The organism is Clostridium polyendosporum, assembly GCF_018332455.1.
Lineage (GTDB): Bacteria > Bacillota > Clostridia > Clostridiales > Clostridiaceae > Clostridium_AY > Clostridium_AY polyendosporum.
The window spans coordinates 74,723-94,897 of sequence record NZ_BOPZ01000001.1 but is presented as its reverse complement, the minus strand read 5'-3'; the positions used below and the strand labels follow the sequence as shown (position 1 = coordinate 94,897).

Annotated in this window: 14 protein-coding genes and 1 other annotated feature; of the genes, 7 read left to right on the top strand and 7 right to left on the bottom strand. The window is 31.2% G+C overall.

What is annotated here, in order from left to right:
* Positions 1-24 precede the first annotated feature (24 nt).
* The 3 genes from CPJCM30710_RS00375 to CPJCM30710_RS00365 form a co-directional block, all read right to left on the bottom strand.
* Positions 25-2,370 (bottom strand): right-handed parallel beta-helix repeat-containing protein, encoded by a 2,346-nt coding sequence (locus CPJCM30710_RS00375; protein ID WP_212902177.1) that lies wholly within the window; start codon positions 2,368-2,370, stop codon positions 25-27.
* 342 nt (positions 2,371-2,712) lie between these two features.
* Positions 2,713-3,903 (bottom strand): YibE/F family protein, encoded by a 1,191-nt coding sequence (locus CPJCM30710_RS00370; protein WP_212902176.1) that lies wholly within the window; start codon positions 3,901-3,903, stop codon positions 2,713-2,715.
* Positions 3,904-4,101: 198 nt separating this feature from the next.
* Entirely contained in the window at positions 4,102-5,664 is a 1,563-nt protein-coding gene (locus CPJCM30710_RS00365; RefSeq protein ID WP_212902175.1) for an alkaline phosphatase, read from the bottom strand.
* Positions 5,665-6,028: 364 nt separating this feature from the next.
* Here CPJCM30710_RS00365 and CPJCM30710_RS00360 point away from each other — a divergent pair, with 364 nt between their 5' ends.
* Entirely contained in the window at positions 6,029-6,946 is a 918-nt protein-coding gene (locus tag CPJCM30710_RS00360) for a patatin-like phospholipase family protein (RefSeq protein ID WP_212902174.1), read from the top strand.
* 390 nt (positions 6,947-7,336) lie between these two features.
* On the opposite strand, the gene CPJCM30710_RS00355 is transcribed toward CPJCM30710_RS00360, so the two are convergent.
* Positions 7,337-8,362: a branched-chain amino acid aminotransferase gene (locus tag CPJCM30710_RS00355; protein ID WP_212902173.1), complete on the bottom strand. Its 1,026-nt coding sequence runs from the start codon at positions 8,360-8,362 to the stop codon at positions 7,337-7,339.
* A gap of 682 nt (positions 8,363-9,044) precedes the next feature.
* Here CPJCM30710_RS00355 and CPJCM30710_RS00350 point away from each other — a divergent pair.
* The gene (locus tag CPJCM30710_RS00350) at positions 9,045-10,478 is read left to right on the top strand and encodes a carbon starvation CstA family protein (RefSeq protein WP_212902172.1); all 1,434 of its coding nucleotides are present in this window, start codon (positions 9,045-9,047) and stop codon (positions 10,476-10,478) included.
* 248 nt (positions 10,479-10,726) lie between these two features.
* A complete protein-coding gene (locus CPJCM30710_RS00345; RefSeq protein ID WP_212902171.1) occupies positions 10,727-11,818 on the top strand; it encodes a PRK06851 family protein in 1,092 nt (363 codons plus the stop codon).
* A gap of 298 nt (positions 11,819-12,116) precedes the next feature.
* On the opposite strand, the gene CPJCM30710_RS00340 is transcribed toward CPJCM30710_RS00345, so the two are convergent.
* A complete protein-coding gene (locus tag CPJCM30710_RS00340; RefSeq protein WP_212902170.1) occupies positions 12,117-12,848 on the bottom strand; it encodes a gamma-glutamyl-gamma-aminobutyrate hydrolase family protein in 732 nt (243 codons plus the stop codon).
* A 343-nt stretch (positions 12,849-13,191) separates the two neighbouring features.
* Positions 13,192-13,532, top strand: a binding site (T-box leader).
* A gap of 85 nt (positions 13,533-13,617) precedes the next feature.
* Between CPJCM30710_RS00340 and aspS the strand changes: the two genes are divergently transcribed.
* Genes aspS through gatB form a run of 4 tightly spaced genes read left to right on the top strand, consistent with a single transcriptional unit; the run spans position 13,618 to position 18,152 of the window.
* Complete coding sequence (aspS, locus tag CPJCM30710_RS00335) at positions 13,618-14,907, top strand: aspartate--tRNA(Asn) ligase (protein ID WP_212902169.1); 1,290 nt, start codon at positions 13,618-13,620, stop codon at positions 14,905-14,907.
* A 14-nt stretch (positions 14,908-14,921) separates the two neighbouring features.
* Positions 14,922-15,209 (top strand): Asp-tRNA(Asn)/Glu-tRNA(Gln) amidotransferase subunit GatC, encoded by a 288-nt coding sequence (gatC, locus tag CPJCM30710_RS00330; RefSeq protein WP_212902168.1) that lies wholly within the window; start codon positions 14,922-14,924, stop codon positions 15,207-15,209.
* Positions 15,210-15,221: 12 nt separating this feature from the next.
* Positions 15,222-16,685: an Asp-tRNA(Asn)/Glu-tRNA(Gln) amidotransferase subunit GatA gene (gatA, locus tag CPJCM30710_RS00325; RefSeq protein ID WP_212902167.1), complete on the top strand. Its 1,464-nt coding sequence runs from the start codon at positions 15,222-15,224 to the stop codon at positions 16,683-16,685.
* A gap of 15 nt (positions 16,686-16,700) precedes the next feature.
* On the top strand, positions 16,701-18,152 hold the full coding sequence (gatB, locus tag CPJCM30710_RS00320; protein ID WP_212902166.1) for an Asp-tRNA(Asn)/Glu-tRNA(Gln) amidotransferase subunit GatB: 1,452 nt from the start codon (positions 16,701-16,703) through the stop codon (positions 18,150-18,152).
* Positions 18,153-18,332: 180 nt separating this feature from the next.
* On the opposite strand, the gene CPJCM30710_RS00315 is transcribed toward gatB, so the two are convergent.
* Both CPJCM30710_RS00315 and CPJCM30710_RS00310 read right to left on the bottom strand, forming a co-directional pair.
* Positions 18,333-18,731 carry a DUF2680 domain-containing protein gene (locus CPJCM30710_RS00315; protein ID WP_212902165.1) on the bottom strand — a complete coding sequence of 133 codons (399 nt, stop codon included), beginning with the start codon at positions 18,729-18,731 and terminating at the stop codon, positions 18,333-18,335.
* Between the two features lie 113 nt (positions 18,732-18,844).
* Positions 18,845-20,173: a sensor histidine kinase gene (locus CPJCM30710_RS00310; protein ID WP_212902164.1), complete on the bottom strand. Its 1,329-nt coding sequence runs from the start codon at positions 20,171-20,173 to the stop codon at positions 18,845-18,847.
* Positions 20,174-20,175: the final 2 nt, after the last annotated feature.

The window sequence follows — 20,175 nt, the reverse complement described above, 5'->3', positions numbered from 1 at the left end:
CCTATTAGTATCATGGAGAGTTGTTTAATTAACAATATCAGAATCTTTAGTATTTAATTTGCAATTAGTTAATTTGTTATTTGTGATTTTAGCAGTTCCACTTGAAGAAGCTGTATCAATTCCTATATGATTTCCTTCTGGCATATTTATTGTATTGTTTGAGAATATTGCATTACAGCTAGCTAATAAGTCTATTCCTTTTGTGTATTTAGTTGCTTGAGTAATATTAATAGTGTTATTAGAAAACTCTAAAGATTTTCCTTTTGGAAAACTTAAGGCCGCTCTTCCACTACTGGATGTTTGAAAGGTACAGTTGGTTACTTTAAGATTTAAATTACTAGCTCCACTTTCTAAAGCACTTCTTTTGTATTCAATAAATTTACAGTTGTTAAATGAGTATGCGCCATCAGAACTTAACCCTACATCTGCTGTATAAAGTCCTACAGTATTGCTACCTGATTCAAAAGTACAGTTAATATAATTTCCTGGTGGTATACTTATATATTTGTAATTTTTAATATTTAAATTGTTCCAAGTAAAAGAATTTGTGGGCAGTATACTTCCACCTATAGCACATCCAATGAGTTTATTATTATCTGCCATTCCAGACGCATTCCATATTCCAATTCCACTATCTTTTTTTCCAGAAGAATATACTGAATTCCCTTTTAGTAAAATATTTTCACCGTTGAAAGTTATTTTTCCTTCAATCATTTTATTATTAATAATTTTAGTATTTAATGATACATTTGGTCTTATCCAACCATTAACAAAAATATTATTTTCTATAGTATTATCTTTACAATCTAAGGTACTGATATTCATAATCCAGGTGCCTAGACAGATATTATTTTTTAGAGTTAAATTCTGTCCAACGTTTAACCCAACAGTTCCTGTTAGTAAATTATTTTGAACATCTACATATTTACCATCACAGTTAACTATATCTCCAGCCCCATTATTTTCAAAAAAATTTCCTCTTATAGTAATGTTTTCATTTTTAAATATATCTCCTTCGATATCTATACCAAATTGAGGAGCTGTTCCCCTGATGTCATGTATATAACATCTTGCAACAGTCATATTAGCAACTCCCCCTATTGTAACGCCCTGTCTTCTACAATTGAATAAATGACAATCCTGAACAATAACATCATAAGATATTGGATGTTGTTTGTATGTAGATCCATCTACATATCTTCCTCCAACGCATATAGCATCTCCAGTCATATTAGAAATGGTAACGTTTTTAATGACTATATTTTTTGAACTAACTACTTGTATTCCAATTCCAGCTTCATAAGTGTAATAAGTACCATTTTTTATTGTAACTTTAACATCATCTGTATTATTTTGAGATAAAACAAACCTAAACTTGGTAACACCAGTAGGATATTTTACTGAGCCCCAGACTTGATTATATGATGCTCCTTTAAAATTATTCTTACTGTCATAAAAGAATATATCAAATTTAGGTACTTTAACATTTTCTGTTGCAACAGCTCGAATAACTCCATAACTGCTGCCCAAGGTTCCGGGATAAGCATCTGCATCTATAAGTGGTGATCTAATTTTAGTATTATCTTTAATGAGATTTCCTCTGTTATCTAAAGAACCTTTCTCAAATCCTGAAGTAACACCGTAAAAATGAGTGTCTTTATCTCCTATAATTTGACCTCCAGTAATTTTTATATTTTCTTTATTTTCAATATATATAATATGATATGCAGTAGATGAATTAGTTTCTGCTTTAATAATAGTATCTGAATCCATTACAAATTCTGTGTTGTTGGGGATAGTAATACCTTTTGTTCCTGCACATTCAGGTAATCCCACATCTACTAAATATGTGCCAGATTTTAAATGTATTTTATTATATCCATTTGATGAAGCCCATGCTAGTGCAGAATTTAATCCTTTTAAATTTTCTTTAGGGTGAGTACCATCATTATAAATTCCCCAGCGTGAAAGTTCTATATCGTATTCTTTTACAGGTTTACTGAGCTGGAATGCATCGTAATTTTTTTCATTAAGTGTTGCAATCACGTTTCCATTATTTTTTTCAATTAAATTTTTAAAATTAATAAGATTTTTATGTGCTTCCTCAATTGTTTTATCAGCATCAGTACCTAAATAATCAATTACTTCTTTAACAGTTATCAAAGATTCTGTAAGTTTAGAAGGTACTTCAGGTGCAGATTTTATCTTACTTTCAGAAGCTACTCTAGTGCCTGTACGGTAGGAATCGTTTGTTATTAGGTTTTGTGTTCTTACCAGCTCACTATTAAGTATATTTGTATTTTCTGTAAAGGTTAGTAGAAAAGCTACTAATAGGGAATAAAGAAATACTATATAAATACGTTTGATCAAGGTCAACACCTCTTTTTATATGTTATTAATTACTTATATACTAAAAACACGTTTTTTAAACCTCTTTTCTAGATCAATTTTAAATTATATCTTTTTAGTTTTCTATTTGTTATTTCTTTAAACATATCATTATTTAAATAATCAGCATTAACCCCAGGTATTTAGACTTTATATACTCAAAAAAATAGAGTTGAATAACTATATTACGTTAAAAGGCAAATTACCGTCTCCCCTACGGTAACTTGCCTAAAAAATCCCTTTATCATTTACTTATATTTATCATTGCAGTACAACAATAAATTTGTCTAATATTTTATATAATAAGATTATCAATTCTAAATTCTATAATACCCTTGCAGATATATCCAGTAAATCAACATTTTCTTTTTGAATCTCACCCTCAAGAGACTTTATATAATTAGGTTGTGTATACAATATCCCACCTAGAATAGCAGTTAATGGCGCTACCAGAACCAAACCAAAACTTCCAATTATAGTGTGTAAAAACTCCCCTGCTACATAAGTTATATTAAAAACATTTATTAAAGGTGTTCCCTGAGCCATAAATACCATGAGCATTCCTGTATATCCACCTGAATATGCTAAGAGCAGTGTTGTAGTCATTGTTCCTACTACAGCCCTAGCTACAGAAAACCCTGACTTAATAACCTCTTTGGTTGATATGTTAGGTTTTTTTAGCACAACTTCATGCATTGATACAGAAATATCCATAGTAACATCCATTATAGCTCCAGAAGATGCTATAAATATTCCGGCCAAAAATATACGAGTAAGATCCAAGTTAGCATATCCTGAGTAAAGCAAACTTTCAGAAAAAGCTATTATTGCACCATGAATATTAAAAAATCTACCAAAAAATAATGCAAATATACATGTTAGTACTATGCCAGAAAAAGCTCCTAAAAATGCAACTAGAGCTTTTCTATTAAGCCCTGCTACTAAATAAGTAGTTGCTCCAATTAATATAGTAACAACAACAAGCGCTAGTATAACAGGATTCCATCCTTTAAGAAAACCAGGAATAAGTATCTTCCATATCATAAGTAAAGTAAAAACAAATGATATAACCGATTTTACGCCCGTCCAGCCAGCAAAGATTATTAACAGAGCTATAAAAATAATAAATAGTATTATTTCTATGTTAATTCTATAGTGATCTATAACATTAGCGAAAATCAACTTATCACCAGCATGATCAATAACTACTAACGCTTTATCTCCAACATTAAACATCTTATCTAATTCAAGTTGTCCTTTTAGATTATTAGGAGAGGATACTTCTTGTCCCTTAAAGGGCCCATTTAATATTTTTAATTTCACCTCTTGAACTCCTGTTTTTACTATACCTCTTTGCTCAACTTGATTATTATCTATACCAATTACCAATGCCTTACTTGGTATGCTACCATTACCGCTTTTTTCAAAATTAGTTGGTAAAAAAAGCAGCCCTATATTTATAATTACAAGGATAATTACAAATATACTCTCTGATTTTATTAATCCTTTTAACATAAATCACCATCCCATTAATGTAAGTAAATATATAATGAAACACATCAGGGAACTATAGTAAATATAAATCTTTCTTAATTAATCCTATTTACATAAAAGCGAGACAAAATCTATCTCGCTTTTATGTACAACTATTTTACAAAGTGAAATCTAACTAAATCCAAGCAGGTTCGATGCTTGTTCAAATTTACTTATTCACTATTTTTTTGAAATTCCCATTATTGATAGTAACTTCTTATTTAAATCCGTATCATCAAAATAACCACCAAACATCTCCTGACCAACACCCTTAGCATAAACCCCAACAGGTACTCCTGTATGAGCATATGATGTAAATGCAATTCCTGCCTTGCTGTTTAATATATGAGTTAGAGTAACCGTTACAGGATCATATCCACCATATAATAATTTTGATTGTTCATCCTTAGTTCTAGCCTTTGGATCAATCATACTCTGTTTTAACGCTTCTTTAAGAGAACTAATATCGTTATCGTTAAGAACCATACCAAGTTTTTCAGCTGCATCTTCATCTCCAGCTTTAACTTTTGTTTCTAAATCCGCTCTAACACTTGAATCTATAGCCTCAAGTCCGTAGTTTTCTTTTATTAAAGGTAATAGATCTTCAATTTTTGCATTTTCTTGAGTATGAGATTTTCTATATTCATCAATCTTTTTTGTAAATTCATCATAAGAAATTTTTTGATTTGATAACTTATTAAAGAATGTTTCATATCCTGTTCCTGCGAACCCTATTGAAAATCCCCCTGTTTCATGGTCAGCAGTAACAACGATTAATGTTTCATCAGGATGTTTTTCATAAAACTTCATAGCTTCAACAATAGAATTATCAAAACCTATAACTTCATTTATAGATGAAGCGGCATCATTAGCATGACAAGCCCAGTCAACTTTTCCGCCTTCAACCATCATAAAAAATCCTTTATTATTATCTAAAACCTCAATACCCTTTTTAGTAAAATCTGCAAGTGATATAACCTCTTTATCATTATTGATACTAAATGGAATAGCTTTTTCACTATCAAGCTTCGGACTTATAGCTATTACTTTTCCATCTTTAGAATCAAGTTTTTCAAAGTCGTCTTTTGTATTAACTACCTTATATCCGTTCTTTTTTGCCTCTTCAAAAGCATCTGGCTTATTTTTATCACTGCCAGTTGGTTGTTTAAATCCACCACCTGCAAAATAATCAAAATTACTTTTTCCGAGCTCTATCTCTATATCATAGTAATTATTTCTTGAAGGCTGATGAGCATAAAATACCGCTGGAGTTGCATGGTCTAACGAAACACTAGATACTATACCAACTTTCATTCCGTTTTCTTTTGCTATCTCTGCCATAGATTTATATTTTTCTTTTTTTGATGGATCCATACTTATAACACCATCAGAAGTCTTATTTCCTGTAGCTATAGCTGTGCCTGCTGAAGCAGAATCTGGTATAAATGAATCAGACGCATAGGTTGTATTTATACCTTCTACTGGGAATTGAGTAAAATTAAGTTTTTGTACATTTGGCACCTTACTATCTTTTTTGTTTCCTAAATAAATTTCTGCCGAATTAATTTGAGTCATCCCCATACCGTCTCCTATAAATAGGAAAACATATTTTGGATTTTTCCCTTTAAACTCATTAGAACCTGCAACACTTTGAATTTTACCATTGTTGGTACATCCTGTGAAAATTAAGAATGATGATAAAACTATAGACGAAACTACACCGATCAATTTCTTTTTAACCATTTTTTCCTCCTAAACCCCATAACAATAAATTACTGCAAATAAATAAGTCCACTAAAATATTAAAATTACGATTATTTTCTAGGATTCATTTATAATGAACTTAGTTACCTTTAGTTACAGAATAAATTTTTTAATTATCCAGTCTAGATTTATCTGCAACTAATTACAAATATATACTACAAGATAAACGTTAAGTTAAATTTATGGTTATGTTATTTAAAGTTAATTTGTGGTTAACTATGGTTATTGATTAAAAAATTCTCACAAATTTCGATGTCAGCATATTATAATAGTAAGATTTATTTAGAGAAAACACCTTTTTATCTTTTTAAGTAAAATATAATAATTGAATAAGGATGATTTAATGAAAGCTGATGCTATTTTTCAGGGTGGCGGAGTTAAGGGAATAGGATTCGTTGGCGCAATTTGTTATCTGGAGGAACAAGGTTATACATGGGGAAAACTAGCTGGAACTTCAGCAGGAGCTTTAGTTGCTTCGCTTCTAGCAGTAGGCTATAAAGGTAGCGAATTAAAACAAATTATTACTGATTTGAACTATAAAAAGTTTTTAGATAAAAATAAAATTCAAAGTATTCCTTTGCTTGGAAAGACGCTTGGACTATTTAAATATAAGGGTATTTATTGTGGAAATTATATTGAAAATTGGTTAAATGAACTTTTAAATGCAAAAGGAAAAATAAAATTTAAGGATATAAGTGTAAAAGGGAAATCACCACTTAAAATTATTGCCTCAGATATAATTAAAAGGGAGATGTTAATACTTCCAGACGATATAATTAAATATGGCATAGATCCTATGGAATTTGAGATAGCTAAAGCAGTCAGAATGAGCACCAGTATTCCTTTTTACTTTAATCCAGTACAGCTTACATATGATAAATGCACTAGTTTTATTGTAGATGGAGGGTTACTAAGTAATTTTCCAATTTGGATTTTTGATGTTAAAGAAATTCCTAAAAGACCTACCTTTGGATTTAAATTTTTTACTAGCAAGAAGAATTGTACATCATCAGACAAAACAACTTTTGTTTCATATTTGCTTGATATTATTGCTACAGTACTTGAAAGAAATGAAGAAGTGTATCTTAATGATAAAGATGCCGTAAGAACTATGTCTATTCCTACTCTTGGTATTACAACTACTCAGTTTGATATAACTAAAAAAGAAAGTTTAAGACTATTTGAAGAGGGGTATAATACTGCCAGACAATTTTTAAGCACTTGGAACTTTGGAGATTATGTAAGAAAGTATAGAACATAACCTTATTGAGCATAAACTTACTTACCCTATTATTAAAGATAAACAACTTCAATCTTTAAACAATTCATGAAAATAGCCTCAACATACAATGCTTTTTCTAGGATATATAAGTTCAATCCTTAATGGATTTTAGGCAAATAACATTAAAAGAGCATCGAGCCCTTTTAGCCTTAGTCAGATTTCACTTCGTGAAATGACAGCATATAGTCTCGGCATTCAATACTTTTCCTAAAATTCTTAATTCAATATGAACTTGTATAGCCAGAATTATAAGTTCAGTTATGAAGTTGTGTATCTATATAGATGCTTATAACCTTATTTATAAATAAACAAAAAGCTTGCTAAAAATACTAAATTTAGCAAGCTTTATATTTTATATAAAAATATAAATTATTTAACTTCTACAATCCATCCTTCTGGAGCTTTTACATCTCCAAACTGAATTCCATAAAGAGTATCGTAAAGTTTCTTAGTTATAGGTCCAACTTCCGTTTCACTATGGAAAACGTGAAGATTTCCCTTATACTCTATTCCTCCAATAGGAGTTATTACAGCAGCAGTACCACAAGCACCTGCTTCTGTAAATCTATCTAAATTATCTATTAAAACGTCTCCCTCTTCTGTTTCCATTCCTAAATATTCTTTTGCTATGTATAGTAATGAGTATTTAGTTATACTTGGAAGAATTGATGGAGATTGTGGAGTTATAAACTTATTATCTTTTGTAATTCCAAAGAAATTAGCAGCTCCAACCTCTTCTATTTTTGTATGGGTAGCTGGATCAAGATAAATACAATCTGCAAAACCTTTCTTTGCAGCAACTTCATGAGGATAAAGACTTGCTGCATAGTTTCCACCAACCTTTGCTCCACCCGTTCCATATGGTGCTGCTCTATCATATTCAGAAACTATAAAATTAACAGGAGCTAATCCGCCTTTAAAATAAGGTCCTACTGGAATACAGAATACACAGAATATAAATTCTGGAGCTGTTTTTACTCCAATATTATCTCCAACACCTATAACGAAGGGTCTAATATAAAGAGTTGCGCCTGTTCCATATGGTGGTACATAGTGTTCATTTGCTTTAACTACTTTAATACATGCATCAATAAACTTTTCTTCTGGTATTTCAGGCATTAATATACGTCTACAACTGTTATTAATACGCTTAGAATTTTGATCTGGTCTGAAGAGTTGAATCTTGCCATCTTTTGTCCTATATGCTTTTAATCCTTCAAAACATTGTTGCCCATAGTGCAGAGCAGTTGAGGCCTCGCTTATAGTAAGTTGATTATCTTCAACTAATTGTCCTTCATCCCAACTACCGTCTTTCCATCTTGAAACATAACGAAAATCAGTTTTTATATAGGAAAATCCTAAATTACTCCAATCGATATTTACATTTTTACTCAATTGCTTCTCCTCCTAGATATGTTTAGATTTAAGTTTATTTATAATTTAGATACATAAGTTCATTGCTAAATTTAGAATTTTAAAAAAAGCATTAAACACCGAAACTGTTTTCTAAAATTCATTAAAGATTAAACTTATGCATTCTTAAAAGAACAAAATTAAAACTCTATACAACAAAGTGATTTTATATTAGGCTTTTTATACTATATACAAAAAAGTATTAAATAAGATTATAGCATAAAAATTGTAAAAGCAACATTTTTTAAAACCCGTTATTTTGTAAAAACTTATTAAATATTAAAAATAAAGTCCAATTTGTTTTACTATACCTCTTTTTTACATCCACAAGTGTGCTGCACATGTTAACAAGTAGAACATTTCAGAATAAACCCTTTTACAACAAGGATTCAAATGATATTTTATCATTTTATACACCTTAAAATTTACTTATTATCAATAAAATATATAATTAAATATATTTTTATTAACGTTTCATTGACATTAAAGTTAAATCCATTATAATAATAAATAATCGCCTACTTCTAAACTTATCCATTTTAATAAGCTTTAAAATGGATAAGTTTAGAAGCAGGAATCTTTAAAGAGAGCAGGAAAGATGGAATCTCATAAGTATTTATATAAACTTATATATTCTAACTTTAAATAAATGAGGGGGATTGTTATGTATACTTTTTTAGGGGGATTATTAATACTTATATCAGGTTATTTATTTTACTCAAAATATATTGAGAAGCAATTTGGATCAGAAGCAGATAAAACTACTCCTGCATATGCAATGCAAGATGGCGTAGATTATATACCTATGGCTACTTGGAAAGTTTATCTAATACAATTCTTAAATATTGCAGGACTTGGCCCTATATTCGGAGCAATCCAAGGAGCGTTATTTGGGCCAATTGCATTTGTATGGGTTATTTTCGGTTGTATATTAGGTGGAGCAGTACATGATTATGTATCTGGTATGATTTCAGTTAGACATAATGGTGCTGGACTTTCTGAAATTCATGGAATGTACCTTGGTAAATCAGTACAAAAATTTATGAGAGTATTAACAGTATTTTTCTGTGTTATTGTAGGAGTAGTTTTCATAGCTGGACCAGCTAAGCTATTAGCACAATTAACACCTAATACTTTCGGGGTAATGTTTTGGATTTTTGTTATTTTAATTTATTATTTCTTAGCTACTATTCTTCCTATCGATGTAATAATTGGAAAGATTTATCCTCTATTTGGAGCAGCACTTTTCTTTATGGCCATAGGAGTAGGTGGATCAATAATATTTAAAGGATACTCTATACCAGAATTATCTTTAACCAATTTACATCCTCAAAATGTATCCGTATGGCCTATGATGTTTATTACTATTGCTTGTGGAGCAGTTTCAGGTTTCCATGCAACTCAATCTCCTATGATGGCAAGATGCCTAAAAAACGAAAAGGATGGAAGAAAAGTATTCTACGGAGCAATGATTACTGAAGGAGTTGTAGCTTTAATCTGGATAGCAGCAGGATTAGCTTTCTATGGTGGAGTTCCTGGTTTAGGCAAAATAGTACTTGGAAAAGCAGGTCCAGCTGGGGCAGTATTCGAAATAACAAGAACATTATTAGGCCCAGCAGGAAGTGTACTAGTTCTGTTAGGAGTTATTTTCTGCCCTATTACTACTGGAGACACAGCTTTTAGAAGTGCACGATTAGCCCTTGCTGAAATACTTAAATATCCTCAAGAAAAAATTAAAAACAGATTAGTTTTAGCAATACCTATGTTTGCTATTGCAGTATTTTTAACTTTTGTTGAATTTCCCGTTTTATGGAGATATATGACATGGCTTACTCAGGCATATGCAATGGTAACACTATGGGCATGCTCTGTATACCTATATCAAAAGGAAAAGAATCACTGGCTTACAACTTTACCTGCAATATTTATGACTGCAGTTAGCATAAGCTATATTCTTCAAGCAAAAGAAGGCTTTAAATTACAGGCAGGATTTTCTAATGTTGTAGGATTAGCCGTAGCATTATTCTTCTCTGCTTTATTCTACCTGAAAATGAAGAAGTCAAATTCAGTATGCTTAGAAAAAGCTCTAGGTGAATAATTAAATTCAAAAAACTTCTTCCCTAAATAATATTTTAGAAGTAAATAAAGAGGCTAAGATAAAAGTAGCTCGTTCTACAAGTTTATAAATTATACATTTATTTTATATTCAAAAAGACCAGTATTGAGAATTATATCGATATCTCAACACTGGTCTTTTAGCTTGTTCAGGAAATATTTAACAAAAAAAATTTTTCTTCATATATTAGATATTATAGCTTTAAATAAAACATTTAAGGAGAGATTATAATGAACAATAAAATTATAAACTATTATACATGTGGAAATACAGCAAAAGGTTTTTATGACTTATTTGAGTCAAGTCTTCAGGGTCTAGATAAAATATTTATATTAAAAGGTGGACCTGGCACAGGAAAATCATCACTTATAAAAAAAATTGGTGAAATATGGGTAAATAAAGGATACGATATAGAATTTATTCATTGTTCATCAGATAATAATTCATTAGATGGAGTTATAATTCCTAAACTTAAAGTTGGTGTAGTAGATGGCACTGCTCCACATGTTATAGAGCCTAAAGCACCTGGCGCAATTGAAGATTATGTTAACTTAGGTGTAGCCTGGAACTCAGAATATTTAAAGGACTATAAAAATACTATTATTGATATAAAGCAACTTATTAATGAATGCTATAAACAAGCATATTCTCTTTTTGAAAAAGCCTTAACTATTCATGATGAATGGGAAAAAATATATATTGCTAATATGGACTTTGCAAAAGCTGATAAATTAACAGAAGAAATAATAAATACATTATTACAGAATCACAGTTTAATAAAATCACCTATTATTAAACATCGTCTTATGGGAGGTTCAACACCAAAAGGAGCTAGAGATTTTGTTGAAAACTTAACTTCTAGTGTATCGAAAAGATATTTTATAAAAGGTAGACCTGGCTCTGGAAAATCAACTCTACTTAAAAAGTTGGCAAAAAGAGCTGAAGAAAGAGGTTTTGATGTAGAAGTTTATCATTGTGGCTTTGACCCTAATAGTTTAGATATGGTTATACTTAGAGAATTAGATGTATGTATTTTTGACTCTACAGCCCCTCATGAATATTTCCCTTCTAGAGATTCTGATGAAATTATAGATATGTACAGCGAATTAATTACTCAGGGAACAGACGAAAAGTATTCAGAAGAATTGAAGTCTATTGTCTCAAGATACAAAGTAGCTATCAGTGAAGGTACTTCTTTCCTTGCTAAAGCCAAATCATTACATGATGATTTAGAAAAAATTTATATATCTTCAATGAATTTTGACAAAATCAATGAAATAGTTAAAGAGATTAACTGTAAAATAGATGATCTAACTAAATAAGTAGTTCTATATAAATGAACCTATATTTTATAACTAAAATTTTAGCTACACCACTTAATCAAGTGTAAAATTTAGTAATAAAGACCAATATTGAGCTATTAATAAAGAGAAACAACTTCAGTCTTTAAACAATTCCTGAAAATAGCCTCGACATGCAATGCTTTTTCAGGAATTATAAGTTCAGTTATGAAGTTGTATATCTATAACATTCAATACTGGTCTTTTTAAATATAAAATTAATGAACAATTAATAAACTTGCAGAATAAGCTACTTTTATCTCATTCTATATATTAATATTTATAATTTACCACCGGCTTCATCTATAAATCTTTCAAACAACTTCATCATCTTTTCATTGGTGGCTGCCATCATCTCTGGATGCCATTGAACACCCATAACAAAGATTTCCCCTTCTTTCTCTATAGCCTCAACAACCCCATCCTTTGCCCTTGCTGTAACCTTAAATCCCTGTGCCACATCCTTCAAAACCTCATGATGAAAACTGTTTACCTGAATATCTCCTTGAGTGATTTGATACAGTTTACTCCCCTTCTCTACTTCAATTGAATGAGTTGCTGCATGTCTTTCAACATTCTGAGAATGCTTAACAAACGCACCGGGCATATAGGATATATCCTGATATAATGTTCCACCAAAAGCTACATTTAATATCTGTATCCCCTTACATATTCCTAAAATAGGTTTACCTAACTGTACTGCTACTTTTATTGCTTTTACAGTAAATTCATCAACTAGTGGATGAACATGACCCAGTTTTTCTCTTGGTTCATCTCCATAAAACAATGGATTTATATCATATCCACCAGATATGATAACTCCGTCTAAAATATTTATTTGAGCTTTTATTACGTCAATACACTCTAGTGGAGGAATTATTATTGGCACTCCCCCAGCATTTTTAACTGATTCAATATAGTCATTATTTACATAAGATCTTTCCATACCTGCAAAAACTCCATTTTCAACTAATAGCAAATTTCCTAAAATTCCTATAAGAGGTTTTTTCATAAGTATATCCTCCTTCTTTCTGTTCTACAGGTGCTACTTTATTTTATTCTTAATCTGAACTTTTTGCCATAAATACCTTATACCATTAAATATCCTATTCTTAAGCCATTTGTTAAATATAGCTATACAATCATAAAAATAAAATTTAATAGGCATCAAAACCCTTCACTATTGTCAAATTTCACTTTATGATATGATAGTGAAGGATCAATAACAAAAACCATCTTTTTCTATTGATTTTTTTTATGAAAGTTGCTAGAATATGTTCAGGTTATAAAATATTAATTAATTTGGTTGACTTTTTTAAATGTTAATCATATAATATCAATGACAAAATTACTGTTGGAAGTCAATGACGAGGAGAGTAAATACAACGTAGATTTAAAGCGAGTTGGGGACGATGGAAGCCCAATATGATGCCTGTATTGAAGAACACCTCTGAGACGTTAACCGAAATGTAAAGAGTAGGCTTAACCGGTTGTCAACCGATAAAATGACTAGGTATGGATAGTTAAATACTGTTACGTACCAATTTGAGTGAGCGAAAGCTAATTTAGGATGGCACCGCGGATATTACCGTTCCTATACGAAAGTATAGAAATGGTTTTTTTATTATTCATCCGCACCTAAAATAGATATTTCGCTAATTAAGGTGGCACCACGGATATTATTTCCGTCCTTATACCATTATAGGTATAGGGACGGATTTTTTATTTTAGGACTTATTTTTATTTTTAAACTTGAAAAGGAAAAAGGGAGGAAAATTATAATGGAAAGAACTTTTGCATGTGATGTTAACAAAAGTACAGAATCTAATTTAATGGTTAGAGGATGGATTCATAAAATCCACGACCTTGGTCAAATAACATTTATTCATCTTAGAGATAAGACTGGTATAGTTCAGCTTGTTATAGATAAAGAACTTAGAGAAAATCTTAGATTAGAGATGAGCATAGAAGCTTGTGGAGAAAGAGTTATTAATGAAAAAGCTCCAAAAGGAGTAGAAATCCAAGTTAAGGAATTGAAAGTTTTAGGTAAGGCACACTATGATAAACTGCCATTTGAAATAAATAGCTACAAACAAAAAGCTTCTTTAGAAAAGCAATTGGATTTTAGAAGCTTAAGCCTAAGAGCTCCAAAGGTAAGAGCTATATTTAAAGTACAGGAAGAAATTGCTGAAGCTTTTAAAAACTATCTTAAATCTTTAAGATTTTCAGAAATACACACTCCAAAAATAATATCATCCAGTACTGAAGGCGGATCAGAAATGTTTACAGTTAGTTACTTTGATAGACGTGCATTCTTATCACAAAGCCCTCAGTTTTATAAGCAAATGATGGTTGGTGCAGGTTTTGAGAGAGTTTTTGAAATTGGTCACGCATACAGAGCTGAGCTTCATAACACATGGAGACATTTAAATGAATATGTGAGTCTTGATGTAGAAATGGGCTTTATAAAAGATGAGTTTGACATTATGGACGTTGAAGAAGGATTTATCAATTATTTATATGCTCATCTAAGAGAAACATGTAAGGACGAACTTGCACTTTACAATATTACTCTTCCAGAGGTTGTGAAGATTCCAAGAATGCCTTTAAGTGAAGCACAAGAGCTTTTACTTGAAAAGTTCAACAAAAAATCTCCTGTAGGTAACATTGATGCAGAAGGTGAAATTATACTTTCAAAATACGTTAAGGAAACTTATGATAGTGACTTTATTTTCCTTACTAAATACCCAGTATCAAAGAGACCTATGTATACTATGCCTGATGAAAATCTTCCTGGTATGACTAGAAGCTTTGACCTTATATTTAAAGGACTAGAAATAACTACTGGTGGTCAAAGAATTCATGATTATGAAATGTTAAAGTCAAACATTGAAAAATTTGGATTAAACCCTGATGACTTCTCATTCTACCTAGACAGCTTTAGATACGGAATGCCTCCACACGGTGGATTCGCTATAGGTCTTGAAAGATTAACTATGAAAATTTTAGGCCTTGAAAATATCAGAGAGGCTACTCTACTTCCAAGAGATATGAAGAGATTAGAACCTTAGAAGGAGGAATTAAAATGAGAATTAGTGTTGAAGAAGTAAATTATATTGCAAAACTTGCAAAATTAAAATTTACAGAAGATGAAGCAAAGAAACTTGCAGAAGAATTTCAAGGTATATTAACTCACTTTGAATCCATCGACAAATTTGATTTAAGTGATATTCATCTTGATTTATATTCTGAAGACTTAAAACCTGTATTACGTAAGGATGAAACTACTGTTTTTGAAGACAAGAAAAAACTATTTAGCAATGTGAAATCAATGAAGGATACCTCTATTAAGGTTCCTAAGATTATTGAATAGGTGGTGGCTTAGATGAAGATAGAGTCAATGACTGCTCATGAAATAAAAAAAGGTATTTTAGATAAACAATTTACTGCTGAAGAAGTGGTTACTTCCCTATTTAACAGAATAAGAGATGTAGAGCCAAAAGTTGAAGGCTACATCACTTTATGTGAAGAAGAAGCACTAACTCAAGCTAGAAAAATAGATGAGAAAGTAAAGAACGGTGAGCCTCTTGGAAAGTTTGGAGGAATTCCTATAGCTATAAAAGATAATATTTGCACTGATGGAATCAAAACTACCTGTGCTTCAAAAATGCTTGCGGATTTTGTTCCACCTTACAATGCAACAGTTATAAACAAATTACTAAAGGAAGATGCCATAATCATTGGTAAAGCAAACATGGACGAATTCGCTATGGGATCTTCTACAGAGAATTCAGCATTCAAGAAAACTAAAAACCCATGGGATTTAGATAGAGTTCCTGGTGGTTCTTCTGGTGGTTCTGCTGCTGTTGTTGGTGCTGGAATTGCCCCATTATCTCTTGGATCAGATACTGGTGGTTCTATAAGACAGCCTGCTGCTTTCTGTGGAGTTGTAGGACTTAAACCAACTTACGGCTTAGTTTCAAGATTTGGACTTATTGCTTTTGGTTCATCCTTAGATCAAATAGGCCCATTCTCAAAGACTGTTGAAGATTGTGCTTTAACACTAGAAGTTATTCAAGGAGAAGATCCATTAGATTCAACTTCAGTAAAGCATGAAATAACAGAAGATTATTTAAGTGTTTTAGGTGATGGCGTTAAAGGAATGAAAATAGGTGTTCCTAAAGAATTCTTCCAAAGCGGACTTGATGAAGAGATAGCTTCCTCAATACAAAGTTCTATTGAAAAACTTAAAGAGCTTGGTGCTGTTGTTGAAGAAATGTCCCTTCCAATTACTCAAGAAGGACTTTCTGCTTACTATATAATTTCATCTGCTGAAGCTAGTTCTAACCTTGCTAGATTTGATGGAATAAGATACGGATATAGACCTGACGAATTTAAAGGTGTAGAAGACTTAATGGAACAAAGTAGAACTGAAGCATTTGGTAAAGAAGTTAAGAGAAGAATTATGCTTGGAACTTACGCTCTTTCTTCAGGATATTATGATGCTTACTATAATAGAGCTCAAAAGCTTAAAAAGAAAATTAAGGAACAATTTAAAGAAGCCTTTGAAAAATATGACGTAATCTTAAGCCCAGTTTCTCCAGTACTTCCATTTAAATGTGGAGAAAAGAGCGAAAATCCATTAGAAATGTACCTTGCTGATATATATACAATAAATATTAACCTTGCTGGACTTCCTGCTATTTCACTACCTTGTGGATTTAGCAAAGAAGGACTTCCAATAGGACTTCAATTAATAGGACCTCACTTTGGTGAAAGTCAAATACTAAAAGCAGCATACGCTTTAGAACAAGAGCTAAAGCTTACAGATAAGCTGCCTCAACTATAGAAGGGAGGAAAAGACATGAGTTTTGAAACTATAATCGGTCTTGAAATACATGCTGAATTACACACAAAATCTAAAATATTCTGTTCCTGTTCCACTGAATTTGGTGCTAAACCTAATGCAAACACATGCCCTATATGCTTAGGTCTACCTGGAACACTACCAGTTCTTAATGAAGAGGTTGTAAACCTAGCAATAAAAGCTGGTATGGCACTAAACTGTGAAATCAATAAACTTAATAAAATGGATCGTAAAAACTATTTCTATCCTGACCTTCCTAAGGCCTACCAAACATCACAATTTGACCTTCCAATATGTAAAGGGGGTCATGTTGAACTTGATGTAGATGGCACAAAGAGAATGGTAAGATTAAATAGAATTCATATAGAAGAAGATGCTGGAAAACTTGTGCATTTAGAAGATGAACCTGTTTCACTTATTGACTACAACCGTGTTGGAGTTCCTCTAATTGAAATAGTATCAGAACCAGATATGCGCTCACCTGAAGAAGCTGTTGCTTTTGTTAAAACTCTTAAGTCTATCCTTGAGTACGGTGAAATCTCAGACTGTAGGATGGAACAAGGTTCTTTAAGATGTGATGCTAATATATCAATAAGAAGATTAGGCCAAGAAACTTATAACACTAAGGTTGAAATTAAAAACATCAACTCCTTTAAAGAACTTCAAAAAGCTCTTGAAAAGGAAGAAAAGCGTCAAAGAGAGCTTTATGCTTTTGGAGAAGAGTTCAAAATTAAACAAGAAACTAGACGTTGGGACGCTGCTAAAGGAAAAACTATGCCTATGAGATCTAAAGAAGATGCTCACGACTATAGATATTTCCCTGAGCCAGATCTTGTGCCAATCATAATTAAGGATGAGCAAATTGAAAGTATAAAATCTACCTTACCAGAAATGCCTGCATCTAAAAAGGAAAGATTCATTAACCTATACGGTCTTTCTGAAAAAGAAGTTGATATTATTGTTGACGATAAAGCACTAGCTCACTTCTACGAGGATACTGTAACTGCTGGTGCAAATCCTAAAACTGTGGCAAACTGGGTGTTAGGTGACATCCTTAGATTATTAAAAGAAAAAGAAATTTCTTCAGATAGTATACCAGTTACTCCTCAAGGATTATACGAGCTTTTAAAGCTTATTGAGGAAGGAAAGATAAGTAATACTGCTGGTAAAGAAGTCTTTGAAGAAATGTTTGCAAGTGGTAAGAGTGCAGAAGAGATTGTTAAGGCTAAAGGATTAACTCAGATAAGTGATACTTCTGAGCTTGAGAGAATTGTTGATGAAATTCTTGATAACAACCCTCAATCCATCAGTGACTTTGCTGCAGGAAAAACTCAGGCTGCTGGTTTCTTAATGGGTCAACTAATGAAGGCTTCTAAAGGAAAGGCAAATCCAAAGGTAGCTAAAGAAATCATTGATGCCAAACTTAAGGAAAGAGTAGAAAATTTATAAAAATATAATCTACTAAAGATAGGCAACTTTATAAATTCAGTTATAAAGTTGTTTATGAAAAAAAGAAGCAAGCTAACTAACTTGCTTCTTTTTATTTACTGTTACTTCACAAAGTGAAATCTGACTCAATCTATAAATACACAACTTCATAATTGAATTAAGGAATAATGTTATTTATCCTTACTTACTGTTTTGAGTATCCAAACCATTACATTGGCCAAATCCCATGCCTCTTCCTCCACCTAAGCCAAGGCCATTACCTTTACCTCTCATTGATCCTGGCTCTGTGCAAGCATCTGAATTTTCCTTCATTTGAGCCTTAAGTTCTTCTCCTCTTTCTTTTGTTATTTTTCCATCTGCAACAGCCTTATCAATATATTCATACTTTTTTTGAAGCATAGCTGACTTAGCTTCCTCAAAGGTCTTTCCTTGGCTCATTTCATATTGAACCCCTGTTGTACCCTTTGTTCTGAATCCAAAAGGTGCACTTCCACTATCAGACTCACTGGCAAATGCAACTATTCCTGTACCAATTGCTAGAACACCAGCCATTGCTAATGCTATTAATGATTTTTTCATAAAAATCAACCTCCAATAATTTATTATTTTTTTGTTCTATGTTTATCTTACAATTTAATAATAAACCCTCTTTTTAAAGAAGTATTGGAGAATTTGTGATGGAATTGTAAAGATTATTGATTAGATATACTAAATTTATTTTTAGGAACAATAAAGTAAAACTCTGTTCCCTGTCCATCTTCACTTTCCACACCATATAGAAAACCATGCTTTATTAAAATCTCCTTTGAGATAGCTAATCCTAATCCCATACCTCCACTGCTGTTATGTTTATAGTATCTATCCCATATATCTTCTACAATCTCATTAGAAATACCTTGGCCTTCATCCTTAATAGATACTTTAATACCATCATCATAACTACCAACCTTAAGTTTTACTATTCCGCCCTTTGGTGAATATTTAATAGCATTATCTATGAAATTATACAAAACTCTATATAGATAATCTCCATCTCCATTTATAAGTAAATTTTTTTTCTTTAAATCCTCTTCTATTATAAGATTAAACTTTATATTCATACTCTTTACTAGCATAGAGAATTTATTATACGCTTCTTCAACGAAATCAATTAAATTAAAAAATTTAATCTCCATAATATTTTTATTATCTTTAAGCTTTGAAAGCTGCATGATTTGAGAAACTAAATTATTAAGTCTATCTACTTCATCAATTATTTCCTCACTAAATACCTTGCACTGTTTCTCCTCTACTATACCATCCTTAATAGCCTCGCTGTAATTTCTTATGATACTTAGAGGTGTTTTAAAATCATGGCTAACATTAGCAATAAAATCTCTTTGGAGCTTATACTTATGCTTTAATTGATTAGCCATTAAATTAATGCTTTCTGCAAGATCCTCAATTTCATCTCTTGTATCTATAGCTAGTTTTACATCAAAATTTTCTCCTGCAATATCTTCTGAAGCCTTTTGGATACTTATTATTGGTCTCGTAAACTTATTTCCCAAGTACAATGCCATAGGTATTGTTAATATTATAGAAAAAATAAAAACTATACTTAGTACAATATAAACCACCTTCATAAAAGCATTAGAATCTTGATAATTTTTAAAAACAACAATATCTCCTATCTCTGATGAATACTTATAGCTAATAAATTTCTGCCCTTGATGATTTATAAATTCATCTTTTTCTTTTAATTCATTGAAATCAATCATTCTCAGATTCATCATTTTACCTGGTCCAAATGACATTACTGAATTGCCTTTTACTAATACCGCAGATACGTTTAAAACTTCTATATTTCTATTATTTTTATAGGAATCATAAATCTCATAACTTGTTTCCTCTAGCTGTTTATACTGTTGACTTAAGTATAGCTTTGATAACAATATAGTAGAAAGGAAAAGGCATATACTAATAACTATTATTGTGATAAGAAAAAAATATCTTAATAACTTTTTTGTAATTCTATCCATAA

Excerpts from the sequence above, each read along its gene's own strand:
- gatC (WP_212902168.1), top strand. The coding sequence starts at position 14,922 with ATGAGAATTAGTGTTGAAGAAGTAAATTATATTGCAAAACTTGCAAAA.
- CPJCM30710_RS00370 (WP_212902176.1), bottom strand. The coding sequence starts at position 3,903 with ATGTTAAAAGGATTAATAAAATCAGAGAGTATATTTGTAATTATCCTT.
- gatB (WP_212902166.1), top strand. The coding sequence starts at position 16,701 with ATGAGTTTTGAAACTATAATCGGTCTTGAAATACATGCTGAATTACAC.
- CPJCM30710_RS00350 (WP_212902172.1), top strand. The coding sequence starts at position 9,045 with ATGTATACTTTTTTAGGGGGATTATTAATACTTATATCAGGTTATTTA.
- CPJCM30710_RS00340 (WP_212902170.1), bottom strand. The coding sequence starts at position 12,848 with ATGAAAAAACCTCTTATAGGAATTTTAGGAAATTTGCTATTAGTTGAA.
- CPJCM30710_RS00360 (WP_212902174.1), top strand. The coding sequence starts at position 6,029 with ATGAAAGCTGATGCTATTTTTCAGGGTGGCGGAGTTAAGGGAATAGGA.
- aspS (WP_212902169.1), top strand. The coding sequence starts at position 13,618 with ATGGAAAGAACTTTTGCATGTGATGTTAACAAAAGTACAGAATCTAAT.
- CPJCM30710_RS00315 (WP_212902165.1), bottom strand. The coding sequence starts at position 18,731 with ATGAAAAAATCATTAATAGCATTAGCAATGGCTGGTGTTCTAGCAATT.
- CPJCM30710_RS00365 (WP_212902175.1), bottom strand. The coding sequence starts at position 5,664 with ATGGTTAAAAAGAAATTGATCGGTGTAGTTTCGTCTATAGTTTTATCA.
- CPJCM30710_RS00310 (WP_212902164.1), bottom strand. The coding sequence starts at position 20,173 with ATGGATAGAATTACAAAAAAGTTATTAAGATATTTTTTTCTTATCACA.
- gatA (WP_212902167.1), top strand. The coding sequence starts at position 15,222 with ATGAAGATAGAGTCAATGACTGCTCATGAAATAAAAAAAGGTATTTTA.
- CPJCM30710_RS00345 (WP_212902171.1), top strand. The coding sequence starts at position 10,727 with ATGAACAATAAAATTATAAACTATTATACATGTGGAAATACAGCAAAA.